Origin of the sequence: Arthrobacter sp. zg-Y919, from assembly GCF_030142045.1 — a bacterium.
GTDB lineage: Bacteria > Actinomycetota > Actinomycetes > Actinomycetales > Micrococcaceae > Arthrobacter_B.
The window spans coordinates 2,998,654-3,013,821 of record NZ_CP126242.1 but is presented as its reverse complement, the minus strand read 5'-3'; the positions used below and the strand labels follow the sequence as shown (position 1 = coordinate 3,013,821).

The following is a 15,168-nucleotide window of genomic DNA, read 5'->3' as shown; positions in this document are numbered from 1 at the left end:
TGGAAATTCCGGCCCCGGGTGCGATAGACATGAAAGATGCTGTTGTTGCGGCCGGAAGCCCGGCATCCATGATCTACATCGATCCGCCGATGTGGCCGGCGCACAACACCCTCTTTTCCCACCTGGTGTCCGATGTCAGCCTGGCTGAGCTGCACGCCTTCACCCGGGCTGCCGATGTGACCGTCAGGGCCTTCGACGGTGACCATTACGACGTGCCCCGCGAACGTTATGACGATCTCGTATCCCGCGGTGCGGAGCCGGTCAGCGGCGGGCAGCTGGTCCGCATCCTTATTGCCAGCGGGCTGCGAATCCCGGCACGGGAACGCCCGTCCGCCCTCGCCGCACCGCTGCGCCACCGGTGGAAACGGCTGCTCCCCGGCATGCCGGAGCTGGGCGAACGCCTGCTGGAGTGCTGGAACGAACCGCACCGCCGCTACCACGACCGCAGGCATCTGCTGCAGGTCCTCGAATCCCTCGACCTGCTCACCGGAGGCGATGTTCCCCGCCCGGTTGCCCTGGCGGCCTGGTTCCACGACGCGGTCTACACCGGCCGTCCGGGGGCCGACGAGGAAGCGTCTGCCCGGCTGGCGGAGCAGCTGCTGGTGCCTGCGGGTGTGGGCGCCGCAGAGGTGACGGAGTGCGCGCGGCTGGTCCGCCTCACCGCCACCCATGACCCTGATCCCGCGGACCGCAACGGGGCGCTGCTCACGGACGCGGACCTGGCGGTGCTGGCCCGGGAACCGGCCCGCTACGGCTCCTACCTGCAGGCGGTCCGGGCCGAATACGGGCACCTGTCGGAGGCGGACTTTGCGGCCGGGCGACGGCGGGTGGTCCAGCAGCTGGCCGCGGCCGATCCGCTCTACCGCACGCCGGCCGGACGCGGGCTCTGGGAAGCGCAGGCCCGCCGCAACCTCGATGCCGAACTGTGCGGTGCGCTGAGCAGCGGACCCATATCCGCTGCACCCCTCGGCGCGGACCAGCCGTGAGCCGGCAGGACAAAGCCGCCGGAACCGACGGACCCTCCACGGGGCAGTTTGCAGGGCACCGGCCCGGCAGCAGCGGCTACCGCGGCGTCCTGGTGGGACTCGCCGCCGCCGGTGTGGCTACCTTCGCCCAGTTGTACTCCCTGCAGGGGGTCCTGCCGGAACTGGCGGCGAACCTGCACATCTCCGCCTCGACGGCCGCCCTCACTGTGTCCGCCGCGACCCTCGGACTCGCCGTCGCAGTGATTCCCTGGTCCGCCGCAGCGGACCGTTTTGGGCGGCTGCCCGTTATGCGGATGGCAATTCTGGCCGCGGTGCTGCTGGGCCTGGCCGTTCCCCTGAGTCCCAGCCTGCCGGTGCTGCTGGGGCTCCGCTTCCTGGAGGGTGCGGCGCTGGGCGGAATCCCGGCGGTGGCCCTGGCCTACCTCAGCGAGGAAGTCAGCCGGCTCCATGCCGCCGTCGCCGCCGGAACCTATGTCTCCGGCACCACTGTCGGCGGCCTCGCCGGCAGGATCCTGGCCGCGCCGCTGGCGGAACTGGTGAACTGGCGGGTGGGCGTGGCCGCCGTGAGTCTCCTGGCCGCCGGCGCCGCAGCCGTGTTTATGGTTACCGCTCCCCGCCAGCACGGCTTTGTCCCCATGCGCCGCTCCGACCCCGGCCACGGCCTGGCTGCGCGGCTGGTGGCCAATCTGCGCAGCCCCCGGCTGCTGGCCCTGTACCTGCAGGGCTTCCTGCTGATGGGCGGCTTCGTCGCGGTCTACAACTACCTCGGCTTCCGGCTGGTCGAGCCGCCCTTCGGACTGCCCTCGGGCCTGGCCAGCTCCCTGTTCCTGGCCTACCTCGCCGGCACCTGGTCCTCCCGGGCCGCCGGAACCCTGGCCGTCCGGCTCCGCGGCCGGCGGAAGCCGGTGCTGCTGCTGTCCATCGCGGCAATGGCGGCAGGCCTGGCCCTGACGCTGGCCGAGAATCTTCCGGCCGTTGTGTCCGGTCTGCTGGTGTTCACGGCCGGTTTCTTCGCCGCGCATTCCATTGCCTCCGGCTGGACTCCGCAGCTTGCCTATGAGGGGCGGGCGCAGGCCTCCTCGCTGTACAACCTCTTCTATTACACGGGGTCCAGCCTGCTGGGCTGGGTGGGCGGCTACTACTTCCAGCAGGGTGGCTGGCCGTCACTGGTGCTTTTTGTGGGAGTGCTGCTGCTGGCGGCGGCAGTGGTGGCCGTCGTCGTCCTACGCAGGAACGACGACGGCGGGGAGCGGACGCCGTCGTCGTCGAAAGTGCAGTAGTTACCGTTTGGGGCATCGAAAGTGCAGTACTTACCGGTTTCCAGCGGAAAACCAGTAAGTACTGCACTTTCGATTCCGGAGGTGCCCGAAACGTAGGCTGGAAGGCGTGAAGACCGAAGCCGACCTTTCCTCCCGGCGGCTCAGCCGCCGGATCCTTGCCCTGGCCCTGCCGGCGCTGGGTGCACTGATTGCCGAACCTTTGTTCCTGCTGGCCGACTCCGCCATTGTCGGCCACCTCGGGGTGGCCCAGCTGGCCGGCGTCGGCCTGGCCTCCACGGTGCTGCAGACCGCCGTCGGGCTGATGGTTTTCCTGGCCTATTCCACCACCGGCACGGTGGCGCGCTACCTCGGCGGCAACCGGCAGGCCGAGGCGCTCGCCGCCGGACGGGACGGCATTGCCCTGGCAGTCGTGCTGGGCGTGGTGCTTTCCACGGCCGGGTTCCTGCTCGCTCCGCAGCTGTGCAGCGCCATGGGGGCCACCGGCGATGTGCACCGCTACGCCGTGGACTACCTGCGCTTCTCGATGCCGGGCCTGACCGCCATGCTGGTGGTCCTGGCCGCCACGGGAGTGCTGCGCGGGCTGCAGGACACCCGCACCCCGCTGGTGGTGGCCACGGTGGGCTTCGCCGTCAACATTGGGCTGAACTACCTGCTGGTTTACGGGTTCTCCCTTTCCGTGGCGGGATCCGCGCTGGGCACCAGCATTGCCCAGTGCGGCATGGCGGTGTTCTACCTCGCCGCGGTGGCGCGGATGGCCCGCTCGCAGGGGGTTTCTCTGCTGCCCGCCGCGTCCGGGATCCGGGCCACCGCCCACGTGGGGTCGTGGCTGATGCTGCGCACGCTGAGCCTGCGCGCCGCGGTGCTCGCCACCGTCCTGGTCGCCACCGCGCAGGGGCCGGAATCCCTCGCCGCCCACCAGCTGGTGATGACCGTGTTTACCTTCCTTGCCTTCGCGCTGGATGCCCTGGCGATCGCGGCCCAGGCCATGATCGGCAAGGAGCTGGGCGCCGGGGATACGGTGCTGGCCCGCGCCCTGACGCGCCGGATGATCGTGTGGGGGGTGGGGTTCGGCGTCATCACGGGGGCGCTGCTGGCCTTGGTGGCACCGGTGGCAGGAGTGCTCTTTACTAACGACGCCGGGGTGCAGCAGGCCATGACCGCCGGGCTTTGGGTCCTCGCGCTTTCCCAGCCGATCTGCGGGCTGGTGTTCGTGCTGGACGGCGTGCTGATCGGCGCGGGTGACGCCAGATACCTGGCCCTCACCGGGCTGCTGAACCTGGCGGCCTATCTCCCGCTGCTGATCTGGGTGCACTCGGCAGGCCTGTCCGGCACCGGCGGGATTGCCTGGCTGTGGGCGGCCTTCGCACTTGGCTACATGAGCGCCCGCGCCGTGACGCTGTCGTGGCGTTCCCGGCGGGATGCCTGGATGGTCACCGGTGCCGCGGCCGCAGGCGCGAGCGACTAAGCTTGACGGTGGCCAACCGGCCATCACAACGGCGAAGTGAAAGCGGAGGCTCTGCAGTGGGCGCATCCAATCCCGGGGCAGCTTGGGGACCCATGCTGGTCCGTGCGGTGGTGGCCGCCGTTTACGGCGTGCTGACCGTCTTCTGGCAGGATCCCACCGAGCCGGTCCTGGCATACGCGGGGGGAGCCTTCCTGCTGCTCACCGGCGCCGCACTCTGGCCGATGCTTGGCGCAGCCCGCGGACACGGCAAGGTACGGGCTTTCCTGCTGGTTGAGGCAGTGGTTTATGTCCTGGCCGGTGCGGCCACGCTGGTACTTGCCTCCGCCGAAGCGTTCCGGGTGACGGCAGCTGCCGCCCTCATCCTTGGTGGATCCCTGGAAATTATCCTGTGGGTGCGGAACCGGCGGGACTTCCTCCCGGCACGCGACTGGCTGATCACCGGTGCGGCTGCGCTCGTGGCAGGTGTCCTGGTGCCGGCGTTCTACGACCTTGGCGTCCGCGCCCTGCTCGGAGTGACCGGTGGCGCGGCGATTGTCACCGCCGTGATCGTGGCCATTTCCGCACTGGGTGCCCGGCACGATTCCCGCACCGCCGCAGTGGAGCAGGCGTAGGCCGTAAACTAGGTAACGCGCGTGGTGCATTTACGCACCGATCCGCGCCACCCCAACACAGCAGGAGGCAATGATAGTGGCGAACAGCTCAACCGGCGGGCCGCAGAAGCGGAACTCCGTAAAGGCACCGCTGATCTTCTCTGCCGTGCTGGCCGTGATTGCCGGTGTTGCCACCATGATCTTCGCCACCGGGGGAGCGGAAAAGGAACTGCGGTTCGACCTCGGCCTCATCGCCGTCGGCATCGCGTTTATCGCCTCGCTGCTGGTGTCCTCGCTGCTGCTTATGACGGAGAAGCCGAATCCCGAGCACCTCAGCCAGGGTTCGGGCATCAACCGCAGCTCCGCAAAGATTCCCGGCGGTGCCGGAAACGTGGGCAGGCCGGCAGCCCCGGCCCCGGTGGATAATCCGGAAGCTCCCCGTCCCACGGATCCCACTGCCTGAGCAGCCCAGCTAGCCGAAATCGCCCTGCCGATGTCCGTCGGCGCGTCATACTGGCGTTCCGGCAGGTTCTTTAGCGCCTCCAGGACCGTTCCTCCGGCCCCGGCACCTTCGGCCTTCTTGACGATGTCCTCCTTCGACGCGGGATAGTCCAGACCACCGAGGGTCTTCTGGACATCGATCGGGCTGGGCTTGTCAGCCATGGTTCCTCCTTCGTGGTGGGTTACTTTCAGGTCTGTGGAGATCGTCGGTGCCGGCACCCAGCAGGAGCTCGGCGGCGTCGGCGGACCGGTCGGTGACCGTGGTCGGCGACTCCAGGTGCACCGCCCCGGAGGGAACCATCCCCGCGCCGCCGAACCTCTCCATCACCCGCCACTGCGCCGCCACGTCCTCCCCGGCATGCCCGGAGGGCAGTTGGTCCCAGAACCCGAACCCGCCGCAGGCGAGCAGCGCTTCCCGGTCATAGAGGACGCAGGCCCCCACCCAGGCGATCCGGTACAGCTGCCATTCGCCGGACGGGATACCCAGTCCGGAAGCAATGTGCGCCAGATTGGCGGCGTTGTGCAGTGTCCAGCGGGAGAAACCCGGCTCGCCGCGGCGGATCCGTTCGGGCTGCACCTGGTTGTCTTCCCATATCTGGAACGGCTGCTGTTCCTCGGGCCGCCGGTCGGACAAATACGACAATCCCTGCACGGCCGCCCCCACGAAGCCGGCGCCGGAGGCCGCCAGCGCGGCCGTCAACCGGACGAGCATCTCCGGTTCCAGCCAGACATCGTCGTCCAGGAAGAGGACCAGCGGTGCGCTGGCTTCCCCCAGCAGGAAATGCCGCTGTTCGGCCAGCCCGCGGGCGGGCAGGTGCCGCAGCAGCCGGACGGAGCGTCCCTGGGCCTGGAGGACACGGACCATGGCCTCCGCGGCGGGGTGGTTCCAGGATGGGACATCGGTGCTTTGGTCGCTGATGACGACGTCGAAGCGGAGGCCGTCCTGGGCGGCCAGCCCGGCGAGGGTGACCGCAAGTTCGGCCGGCCGGTTACGGGTGGGAATCAACACGTCCACGTCCGCCGGGTTGCCGGAACCCGGCGGGAGTGCCCAGTCGCCGGACCAGCGCCGGGTCACGGGGGATCCCCGGAGGTGCCGTTGTCGGTGCCGTGGGTGCCCGCGGGATCGCCGGTCCCGTACCCGGCGTCGCCTCCCTGCCGCCGCTCCGCGGGAGGAGGAGGGGTGCCACCCGCCCGGATCCGGGAGACCAGGGCAGTGGTGGAGTGGTCGGAGACGTAGTCCAGAATCCGCACGCGTCCGCCGCATTCCTCCACCACGGGGGTTTCGGCGAGCATCTGGGCGGAGTAGTCCCCGCCCTTGGCGTAAATATCCGGCCGCAGTTCGCGGATCAGCGGAATCGGAGTGTCGGTGTCGAAAATGGTCACGTAATCCACGCAGCTGAGCGCTGCAATGATCCCGGCCCGGTCGTGCACCGGGTTAATCGGACGGCCGGGTCCTTTCAACCGGCGGGCGGACGCGTCGCTGTTCAGGGCCACCACCAGGATGTCCCCGAGCTGCTTGGCCTGGTTCAGGTACCGGGTATGCCCGCGGTGCAGCACGTCGAAGCAGCCGTTGGTCAGGACAATCCGGCGCCCGGCAGACCGTTCGGCGGCCGTCCGGGCCAGGAGCTCGCTTTGGCTAAGCGCCGTGTCGGCAAAGCTGTCCAGGTGTTTTTCCAGGTCGGCGGTGCTGCACACGGAGGTTCCGGGCCGCTGGACCACTATGTCGGCGGCGTTCTGCGCCAGATCGGCGGCGGTGGACAGCGGCAGGCCTGCGGCCCGGGCCAGGGTCAGGCAGGCTACAAAGGTATCGCCGGCGCCCGATGCCTGCTTTTCCGCGGCGGGACGGGCCCAGGTGCGGTGGAATCCGCCGCCGGCGCTGATCAGGGCCGCTCCGTCCCGGTCCAGGGTGACTGCGGCTGCGGCGGTACCGGCAGCGGCCAGCAGGGCCGGAGCCGCGGCACGCACTCCTGCGGCACGGTCCGGCCCCAGGTCCCTGCCCAGCAGCAGGGCGGCTTCGGCGGCATTTGGTGTGACCAGGTCCGGTCCCAGACCGGACCAGGCAGCGGCGTCGTGCGCATCCACCACGGTCAGGCGGCCGCCCCGCAGCGCTATCAGGGCGTCACGGACACGCCCGTGCAACAGGCCGGTGCCGTAGTCGCAGACCACCAGCGCGTCGGCGCCCTCCACCAGCGCGGGGACCGAAGCGGCGAGCAGTTCTTCGGCCGCCGCCGGAAACCGGCCGCCGTCGTCGAGCCGGAACAGCACCTGCTCACCGGCGACTATCCGGTACTTGGTGGCAGTTTCGGCACCGGAATGCTGCACCAGCCCGGCCAGGTCCACCCCCGCTCCGGAAAGGATCGTACGCAGCTGCGCGCCGGCCGCGTCACTGCCGGTCAACCCGCCGAGCCGCACCCGCGCGCCGAGGCACTGCAGGTTCATGGCGGTGTTTCCCGCACCGCCCGCTGCGTAGTTCCGACGCTGGATATCAACCACGGGTGCCGGAGCTTCGCGGCAGAACCGCTCGGTGACCCCGGACCACCAGCCGTCCAGCATGACATCGCCGATGACTGCCACGCGCAGCGAGGCTGCCGCGATCCGGCCCGGCAGCCCCGGCGTCAGGCCGCGCACTTCTCCGGGCTGCGGGAAGTCCGTCATGCCGGGCTTGCCGGCGAAGCGGGGCCGGGGGAGGCCATATGGACCACCTTCACCAGGGAAAACTCGTCCAGGAGTTCCGGGCCGTAACCGAAGCCGCGGCCGCTCCGGCGCCGTGGCTGCGCCGACCCGCCGGGAGCTCCGCCGAAGACGGCGTTGATCTTAACGGTGCCAACCTCCAGGCCCGCGACCGCACGCTGCGCGTGGGCGATGCTGCCCGTCAGCACCGTGGCGGCCAGCCCGTAATCGCCCTGCGCGGCGAGGCCAAGTCCCTCCTCGAAACTGTCCACCACCTGCACGGCAGCCACCGGGCCGAACGTTTCAGCATCGAAGACGTCCATCCCGGCCGAACAGTTCAGCAGGACGGTTGCCGGGTAGTGGGCGCCGGGTCCTTCCGGCACTACTCCGCCTTCGGCAACCGTGGCGCCGCGTGCCAGCGCCTGGGCTACCTGCCGGTGCACAGCATCGCGGAGCCGGGTATCCACCAGCGGAGCCACGGCCCGGTCCACGTTGCGTTGCCTCGCCTCGGCGGTGAGTCCGGCGCAGAACGCGTCCGCGATGCTGCGGTGGACGTAGATACGCTCCACCGACGTACAGATCTGGCCGCTGTTGCTGAAGGCCCCGACGGCGGCCTGTCCGGCCCCCCACTGCGGATCCACGTCCCCGTCCACCAGCAGCGGGTCGTTGCCGCCGTTTTCCAGGATGACGTGGGCTCCCGTCAGGGCCGCCGCCCGGGCAATCCGTTCCCCTGTCTCGCTGGAACCGACGTGTGCCAGGACATCGACTTCGGTATCCATACTCAGATGGGCACCTACGTCTGCCCCGCCGGTGACGGTGGCAAGTACCCCGGCTGGGAAGACCGGGGCCAGGATCTCACCGAGCAGCTTCCCGGTGTGGGGCGACCGCTCGCTGGGCTTGGCGACCACAGTGTTGCCCGCGGCCAGCGCCGCACCGATCAGCCCGGCGGCCACTGCCACCGGATCATTCCACGGGGTAAGCACCACGGCGACACCGCGCGGCCCGGCCACTGTGTAATCGGCGGCCAGGACGCCCCCGCGGAGGCTGTGTCCCCGGTGCACCGGCCCGAGTTCGGCATACTGCTCCAGGGCCGCCACACCGGCGTGCACGCCGGCGAGGGCTTCGGCTTCCGGCCGTCCCGTCTCGCGGGTGTTCACCCCGGCAAGTTCGGCGGCACGCAGTCCCAGGGCGGCAGCGGCGGCACGCAGCAGCCGGCCCCGCTCCGCGGGAGCGGTGCCGGCCCAGCCCGGCAGCGCGTCCCGGGCTGCCGCTACGGCGGCCCGGATCCCGGCGCGGCTGGTCGGTTCCAGGCTGCCGACGACGGTGCCGTCCCGCGGGTCGAGGATGGTGATCAGGTCCGGCGAAACCGCTGTGCCCGGCGCAGCGGAGGCCTTTGGGCGGATGGTGGTGGACATGTGCGCTCCTTGTCGCGTCGTACCGATCCTGTACCCGGATCCCCTGCCTTTCAGACACCCGGAGGAGCACACCGCGACTTGGAAGCGTTTACGGAACGGCGAGTGAGGAGAGCGACGTGAGCGGAACCGCCTTGGGCCGCTCTGCGGTGCTTTGCACCGGAACCGAAACTCCCTCTGCTGCTGACCGCAGCAGCGATTCCATGACATCGAGGACGTGATAGGCGAGCTGGCCGTTGGCGCGGTGTTGTTCACCGGCCGGAGTGAGGGCCATGTCGGCCAGGCCATAACCGCGGCCCGCACCAAGGTAGCCTGCGCTGGCGGGGAGAGTGCTCCACCCGCCGTCACTGCCGGCAAGCGTGTAGATGGAGACGTCGCCGTCGAAGTAGTTGGGATCAGGGACGGTCAGACTGGCCGCCTCGCCATGTACCTCGATGTTGGAAGCACGGGTATTCACCGCATCGAAGCTCATGATCAGCGTGGACAACGCGCCGGAGTCATGGACCAGCACCCCGGTGACATGGGTATCCACGGAGACAGGTACTGATTCGCCGATGCGCGGACCCGACCCGATGATGCGGTGGGCCCGGGTGTGGCTGGCTGCACCGATCACCGAACTGACAGGGCCGAGCAGGGTGACCAGGGCCGTGACGTAGTACGGGCCCATGTCCAGGAGCGGGCCCCCACCCGGAACGTAATAGAAGTCCGGGTTGGGATGCCACCGTTCGTGGCCGGGGGTGACCATTGTTGCGACGGCAGAGATAGGGCGGCCGATCAGGCCGTCGTCGACGGCTTTGCGGGCGGTTTGGATCCCCGTGCCGAGCACCGTGTCGGGAGCACATCCCACCCGGACGCCGGCGTGCTGCGCCAGGTCGAGGACGTGCCGGGCCGAGGCCGTATCCGCGGCCAGGGGTTTTTCGCCGTAGACATGCTTTCCCGCAGCGATGGCCTGCGCCGCGACCTCGGCATGGGCGGCAGGGATCGTGAGATTAAGGACCGTGTCTATGTCCGGATCGGCCAGCAGTTCATCGACGGTCATCGCGCGGATGTTTTCGGTGGACTCTGCGACGGCGACTGCGCGGCGGTGGTCCAGGTCGGCGACCGCCTGGAGGCGGATGGACGGCAGGGAGGGAATCGTTGCGAGGTACTGCGACGCAATCGCTCCGCACCCAATCATTCCGACATTCAACGGCTCGCCCACAGCAAACCCCTTTCGATGATTTGACGCACGTTGGCGTCGTCGAGGATCTCGACGCGGTGTCCCGGCGTGGACACGAAGATCCGGCCTTTGCCCCATTGCCTGGTCCAGATGGCGGGGGAGGTTACGGGACGGTTCCACGGGTCCCATTCGCGGACCGCCTGCGTCGTGGTTGCCAGGACGTCGATGTAGTCGTCCGTGAGCACCCAGTACTGCTCAGTGACGAGGTCGAAGTCCCCTATTCCGGCCGTGATGGGGTGGTTTGCGGCGGCCGGCAGCATATTCACCCGGTACGGCACGTAGTTGTCGGACTGTTCCCCCGTCCGCTCGTCCGGATGCTTGCCGGGGTGGCACGCGAACTGTCCGCCGATCAGGTGGAGGTAGTCGGCTTCGTTGCGGTAGGAATCAGCGATGCCACCGTGCCAGCCGGCCATCCCGGTGCCGGCTTCTATGGCCGTCCGGAGCCCGTGGAACTCGTCTTTTTCGATGGTGTTCATCGTGTTGCACTGCACGATGAGGTCTACCCGGCCCATGTAGCCGGCGTCCGCATAGACCTTGGGCGATTCCTCAATCCGGATATCGAACCCCTGGTCCTCGAGGAACGGTAGAAACCTCTCCGTGGCTTCCACGGGTTGGTGGCCGTCCCAGCCGCCGCGGACGATGAGGGCCTGTCTGTTTTTCATGGAGTCTCTTTCATGTGGATTGGATCGGCCGCTCAAAGGTGCTGCCACAGCGATTCGGCCCCGGCGCTCTGTTCTACGGCGTGCAGGATTGTCTGGACCTGCAGGGCTTCCGCAAAGGACGGCGACGGCGTGCGGCCGGCGGAGACGGCGTTTACGAGGTCCACGACCTGATGGGTGAACCCGTGCTCGTAGCCCAGGCCGTGGCCGGAGGGCCACCAGTTTCCGGTATAGGGGTGCTCCGGTTCGGTCACGTTGATCGTCCTGAACCCGGCCGTTTCCGGCGGTTCCGTGCCGTCGTAGAACTCCAGGGAGTTCATGTTCTCGAAGTCGAAGGCTAGGGATCCCAGGCTTCCGTTGAGCTCCAGGCGCATTGAGTTTTTCCTGCCCAGCGCGAAACGGGTTGCCTCGAAAACACCGAGCGCACCCCCCTCGAACCTGGTGGTGAAAACAGCGGCGTCGTCGACGGTCACCGGCCCTTTCCCGGCGTCGCTGGCCCCCGCGCCGCCAAGGCCCACGAGGGTGCCTCCGATGGGCCGTTCGTGGACAAAGGTCTGGAGGTGCCCCGAAACGCTGACGATCCGCTGTCCGGAGACATACTGGGCCGCGTCGATGCTGTGGGCGCCGATATCGCCTAGGGAACCGGATCCGGATCTGCTTTTGTCCAGCCGCCAGGTCAGCGGGGCATTCTCATTCGACAGCCAATCCTGCAGGTACTGGGCACGGATGTGCCGTATGGTGCCGATCCTCCCCTGCTCCACCAGCCTCCGGGCAAGCGTGAGGGCGGGGGTCCGGCGGTACGAAAACCCGCACATGGCGAATACCCCGGAGGTTTCGGCGGCCTCCGCGGCGGCTGCCATCCGGTGGGCTTCCTCCACCGTGTTGGCCAGTGGTTTTTCGCAGAGTACGTGTTTGCCTGCCGCCAGGGCGGCGATGGCTATTTCGGCATGGGTGTCACCGGGAGTGCAGATGTCGATGAGGTCGACGTCGTCGCGCTCCACCAGTGCCCGCCAGTCCGTTTCGGTGTCCCGCCACCCCATTTTCTCTGCGGCGGCCTCGACGGCTGTCTTGTTCCGGCCCGCGAGTACGGCGAGTTCCGGGCGCATCGGCAGATCGAAGAAGCGCGGGGCGGTGCGCCAGGCATGTGAGTGCATGGCACCCATGAAGGCGTACCCCACCATGCCTACCCGAAGGGAGGGCTTTGACGCTGCAGCCACCGCCCCGGTGTTCTCCCCGCTCACTTGTTGAACCCGGCAGTCAAGCCGCTGACGAGCTGGCGGCGGGCAAAGGCGTACAGGACCACCAGCGGAAGCGTGGACAGCACCACCGCGGCGAGGACCGCCGGTACATTGACGGTGAATTCGTCCTGGAAAGTCCAGAGGGACAGCGGCAATACCCGCATTTCCGGGCTTTGGGTGAGGATGAGCGGGAACAGGAAGCCATTCCACACATTCAAGGCGTTATAGATGGCGATCGTGACTACCGCGGGACGGACCAACGGGAGCGCGAGGCGCCACATCATGGTGAATTCGGAACAGCCGTCCAGCCGCATTGATTCGAACAGTTCCCTCGGCACGTCCCGCAGGAAATTCGACAGGATCAGGACCGAGATTGGAATGGCGAATGCTATCGAGGGAAGGATCAGCGCCAGCAGGGAGTCATAAAGCTGGGCCCTGGTGATCATGAAATAGATCGGGACGATGGTTGCCTGCAGCGGAATGGCCAGCCCGAGGAGGAACAGTTTGTGGGCTGAGGCAATGATGCGGCCGTTTCCCCGGACCACCGCATAGGAGGCCATAAAGGACACGGCGACTGCCGGAACCACGCTGCCCAGCGTCACGATCACACTGTTGGTGAAGTACCGGACGAAGTTCGCCTCCAGGACAGTCCGGTAGTTCGCCAGTGTTGGGTCGGTGGGCGGCGCCAACGGGTTACTCCCGAAAAACCCTGCCTGGTTCTTCAGGCTGGTAATGACCACGTAATAGATGGGGAGGACGATCAATGCCAGCCAAACCCAGCCGCCAAGCCCTCCGAGGAAATTGGGGGTGACTTTGCCGCCCAGGTGTCGCCTGGAGGGCTGCGGAACGGGTTCGTGCGTCTTCGCTGACTCGGTGACCAGTGCCATTAGGATCCTTCCAGTTGGCTGGCGCTGCGGTTCCTGCCGCCGAGCCGTTGCAGGATGAGGGCAAGCCCCAATCCGATAACGACGAGGATGACCCCGAGGGCGCTGGCTGCCCCCATGTCATTGGCCCGGAAGCCCGTGAGGTACATGTGCAGGGGCAGGAGCCGTGTGGAGTATCCCGGGCCGCCGGCTGTGAGGACAAAAATCAGGTCGAAGTACGCCAGCGATCCGAGGACCATGAGGGTCGAGGAAGTGATGATGGTGTACTTCAGCTGGGGCAGCGTGATGTGGAAGAACTGCTGCATGCGCCCCGCCCCGTCGATCTGGGCGGCTTCGTAGAAGGACGCCGGAATCTGGCGTACCCCTCCCTGATAGATCAGCGTGTGCAGGGGAACAAACTGCCACGCAATAACAAAAACGACGACGAACAGCACCAGATCGGAGCTGCCCAGCCAGTCCTGGGCGAGGACCGGAATGCCCAGTCCCGGCCCGACACCGAAATTGGGGTCAAGCAGGGCCCGGAAAGCGATGGCCACTGCCGCCGACGAGAGCAGGAGGGGGACAAAGTACAGGATGGCCAGCAGGGCCCTGTAACGGTGGTTCCCCGCCGTGAAGACCCCCAGCAGGAGACTGACGGGAACCTGCACGAGCAGGGAATAGACCAGGATCTTCAGGGTGACGATGAGGGCGTTCAGGGTCACGGAATCGGTAAGCGCAGTCCGCCAGCTCTCCAGGCCGCCAAAGGTGATCTCGCCCAACCCGTTCCACCGGGTGAAGCTGAGGAAGACGACGCCGAGGAGGGGAATCACGGCAAACGTCAGGAAGAAGACCAGGGCCGGAACGACCATCCACGCCGAGGGACCCTCGGCCCGGGCACCCCGCACGGGGATGCCCGGCTTGGGCTTCAGCAGGGTACTCATTTGCCCAGGGTTGCGTTCATGTTCTTGGCAAACTGTTCGGGGGTAATCTCGCCGAGGAAGATCTGGTCGAGGTTTGCGAGCATGGCGTCACCCTGGGCGGGGCTCAGCGCCTGGTCCCAGGAGAGCTGGAAACTCGGGGCGTCCTGCGCCAGACCGTAGACAAACTGGACAAAATCCTTGTCCTCCGAGGCTTCCAGCTGTTCTTCAATGCCGTTGACCGCGGGAACGGCCCCCGAATCGATCATGGCCTGGGTGTATTCCTCGCTGAACAGCCCGCCCTTCAGGTACTCGAGTGCCGACTCTTTCTGCCCGTCGGAAGCCTTCGAGGAGATGGACCACATATTTGCCGGGTTGCCGACGATGTTCGCCGGATCGCCCGCGCCACCTTCAACGGCGGGGAAGGGCACGAAACCGACGTCGCCCGATTCGACGAATTCGGGGGCGTCGTTCTTCAGGTTCTGGTAGACCCAGCCGCCGTGCAGCATCATTGCCGCCTTGTCGGTGTAGAGCAGGGCGCTGTCGGCTCCGGCGTCGGCAGCGATGGAGGAGAAGCCGTTAATGAACCCCCCGGCGTCGGTCAGTTCCTGGATTTTCGTGAGTGCTTCGATGACGGCGGGATCGGACCATGCGTTCTCCTTGCCGTCGAGGATCGCCTGGAACACCTCGGGACCGCCGATGCGGTCCACCAGGTAGGACAGCCACATGAGGTTGGGCCACTTGGACTGGCCGGCCAGCGCGAAGGGTGCAATCCCCGCTTCGTTGAACGTCGGCACCAGTGCCATGAGTTCTTCCCAGGTCTCGGGGGGTTCCACTCCGACCTTCTCGAAGACTTCCTTGTTGTAGTACAGGACCACCGGCTGCATGTTGTTGTTCGGCAGGGCGTATGTCTTGCCGTCGATCACGCCGTTTTCCAGCACCGAGGGAATGTAGCGGTCCTTGACCTCCGGGTTGTCCGCCAGGAACTGGTCCAGGTCGGTCACCTGGCCGGCGTCGATATAGGACTTCAGTACGCCGCCGCCCCATCCGTAGATAAAGGTCGGTCCTTCGCCCGCGCCTATTGCAGTGCGGACCTTGGTTTTGTAGGCATCATTTGCGAAGAATTCCTGGTTGATGGTGTTATCCGGGTTGTCTTCGTTCCAGGTCTCGATCGAGGAGCGGAAGATGTCTTCACTGCTCCCCGTGAGTGCCCACATGGTCGGGGCATCGGAGTCCGCGGCGGGATCACTGGGTCCGCTCGATCCACAGGCCGAGAGGCCGACTGCCAAGGTGAGTGCGGAGGCCGTTGCGAGAAGAGAAGTACGTGTTTGCATGTTTATCAGTTCTTCCGTAAGTCGACTCGGCCAG

General features: G+C 67.3%; 14 protein-coding genes and 1 pseudogene. 5 read left to right on the top strand and 10 right to left on the bottom strand.

The window, feature by feature from the left end:
* Nucleotides 1–29 precede the first annotated feature (29 nt).
* The 5 genes from QNO10_RS14255 (at nt 30) to QNO10_RS14235 (ending at nt 4,784) form a co-directional block, all read left to right on the top strand.
* Nucleotides 30–986 (top strand): DUF4031 domain-containing protein, encoded by a 957-nt coding sequence (locus tag QNO10_RS14255; RefSeq protein WP_229945988.1) that lies wholly within the window; start codon nt 30–32, stop codon nt 984–986.
* Entirely contained in the window at nt 983–2,266 is a 1,284-nt protein-coding gene (locus QNO10_RS14250) for an MFS transporter (RefSeq protein ID WP_229945991.1), read from the top strand. Before QNO10_RS14255 ends, QNO10_RS14250 begins: the two co-directional genes overlap by 4 nt.
* A gap of 106 nt (nt 2,267–2,372) precedes the next feature.
* Nucleotides 2,373–3,731 carry an MATE family efflux transporter gene (locus tag QNO10_RS14245; protein ID WP_229945993.1) on the top strand — a complete coding sequence of 453 codons (1,359 nt, stop codon included), beginning with the start codon at nt 2,373–2,375 and terminating at the stop codon, nt 3,729–3,731.
* A gap of 56 nt (nt 3,732–3,787) precedes the next feature.
* The gene (locus QNO10_RS14240) at nt 3,788–4,342 is read left to right on the top strand and encodes a DUF308 domain-containing protein (protein ID WP_229945995.1); all 555 of its coding nucleotides are present in this window, start codon (nt 3,788–3,790) and stop codon (nt 4,340–4,342) included.
* Nucleotides 4,343–4,418: 76 nt separating this feature from the next.
* The gene (locus QNO10_RS14235; RefSeq protein WP_349665746.1) at nt 4,419–4,784 is read left to right on the top strand and encodes a hypothetical protein; all 366 of its coding nucleotides are present in this window, start codon (nt 4,419–4,421) and stop codon (nt 4,782–4,784) included.
* A 41-nt stretch (nt 4,785–4,825) separates the two neighbouring features.
* Here QNO10_RS14235 and QNO10_RS14230 read toward each other — a convergent pair.
* From QNO10_RS14230 to QNO10_RS14185, 10 genes and pseudogenes are all read right to left on the bottom strand, one after another.
* Nucleotides 4,826–4,984, bottom strand: a pseudogene (locus QNO10_RS14230) (DUF2795 domain-containing protein); the annotation flags it as partial.
* Nucleotides 4,977–5,897 carry a glycosyltransferase family 2 protein gene (locus QNO10_RS14225; RefSeq protein WP_229945999.1) on the bottom strand — a complete coding sequence of 307 codons (921 nt, stop codon included), beginning with the start codon at nt 5,895–5,897 and terminating at the stop codon, nt 4,977–4,979. The pseudogene QNO10_RS14230 and the gene QNO10_RS14225, both read right to left, overlap by 8 nt.
* Nucleotides 5,894–7,477 (bottom strand): D-glycero-beta-D-manno-heptose 1-phosphate adenylyltransferase, encoded by a 1,584-nt coding sequence (gene rfaE2, locus QNO10_RS14220; RefSeq protein WP_229946002.1) that lies wholly within the window; start codon nt 7,475–7,477, stop codon nt 5,894–5,896. The genes QNO10_RS14225 and rfaE2 overlap by 4 nt, the downstream gene beginning before the upstream one ends.
* Nucleotides 7,474–8,907, bottom strand: coding sequence for an aldehyde dehydrogenase family protein (locus QNO10_RS14215; protein WP_229946005.1), 1,434 nt, complete (start codon nt 8,905–8,907; stop codon nt 7,474–7,476). The genes rfaE2 and QNO10_RS14215 overlap by 4 nt, the downstream gene beginning before the upstream one ends.
* A gap of 88 nt (nt 8,908–8,995) precedes the next feature.
* Nucleotides 8,996–10,105, bottom strand: a complete 1,110-nt coding sequence (locus QNO10_RS14210) for a Gfo/Idh/MocA family protein (protein ID WP_229946007.1) — start codon at nt 10,103–10,105, stop codon at nt 8,996–8,998.
* Nucleotides 10,090–10,785, bottom strand: coding sequence for a ThuA domain-containing protein (locus QNO10_RS14205; RefSeq protein WP_229946009.1), 696 nt, complete (start codon nt 10,783–10,785; stop codon nt 10,090–10,092). Before QNO10_RS14205 ends, QNO10_RS14210 begins: the two co-directional genes overlap by 16 nt.
* Nucleotides 10,786–10,817: 32 nt before the next feature.
* The gene (locus QNO10_RS14200; RefSeq protein ID WP_229946649.1) at nt 10,818–11,963 is read right to left on the bottom strand and encodes a Gfo/Idh/MocA family protein; all 1,146 of its coding nucleotides are present in this window, start codon (nt 11,961–11,963) and stop codon (nt 10,818–10,820) included.
* Nucleotides 11,964–12,019: 56 nt separating this feature from the next.
* Nucleotides 12,020–12,907, bottom strand: coding sequence for a carbohydrate ABC transporter permease (locus tag QNO10_RS14195; protein WP_229946010.1), 888 nt, complete (start codon nt 12,905–12,907; stop codon nt 12,020–12,022).
* Nucleotides 12,907–13,824: a carbohydrate ABC transporter permease gene (locus tag QNO10_RS14190; protein ID WP_229946011.1), complete on the bottom strand. Its 918-nt coding sequence runs from the start codon at nt 13,822–13,824 to the stop codon at nt 12,907–12,909. The genes QNO10_RS14195 and QNO10_RS14190 overlap by 1 nt, the downstream gene beginning before the upstream one ends.
* A complete protein-coding gene (locus QNO10_RS14185) occupies nt 13,821–15,134 on the bottom strand; it encodes an extracellular solute-binding protein (RefSeq protein WP_229946013.1) in 1,314 nt (437 codons plus the stop codon). Before QNO10_RS14185 ends, QNO10_RS14190 begins: the two co-directional genes overlap by 4 nt.
* Nucleotides 15,135–15,168 lie beyond the last annotated feature (34 nt).

Excerpts from the sequence above, each read along its gene's own strand:
- QNO10_RS14255 (WP_229945988.1), top strand. The coding sequence starts at position 30 with ATGAAAGATGCTGTTGTTGCGGCCGGAAGCCCGGCATCCATGATCTAC.
- rfaE2 (WP_229946002.1), bottom strand. The coding sequence starts at position 7,477 with ATGACGGACTTCCCGCAGCCCGGAGAAGTGCGCGGCCTGACGCCGGGG.
- QNO10_RS14215 (WP_229946005.1), bottom strand. The coding sequence starts at position 8,907 with ATGTCCACCACCATCCGCCCAAAGGCCTCCGCTGCGCCGGGCACAGCG.
- QNO10_RS14205 (WP_229946009.1), bottom strand. The coding sequence starts at position 10,785 with ATGAAAAACAGACAGGCCCTCATCGTCCGCGGCGGCTGGGACGGCCAC.
- QNO10_RS14200 (WP_229946649.1), bottom strand. The coding sequence starts at position 11,963 with ATGGTGGGGTACGCCTTCATGGGTGCCATGCACTCACATGCCTGGCGC.
- QNO10_RS14195 (WP_229946010.1), bottom strand. The coding sequence starts at position 12,907 with ATGGCACTGGTCACCGAGTCAGCGAAGACGCACGAACCCGTTCCGCAG.
- QNO10_RS14190 (WP_229946011.1), bottom strand. The coding sequence starts at position 13,824 with ATGAGTACCCTGCTGAAGCCCAAGCCGGGCATCCCCGTGCGGGGTGCC.
- QNO10_RS14185 (WP_229946013.1), bottom strand. The coding sequence starts at position 15,134 with ATGCAAACACGTACTTCTCTTCTCGCAACGGCCTCCGCACTCACCTTG.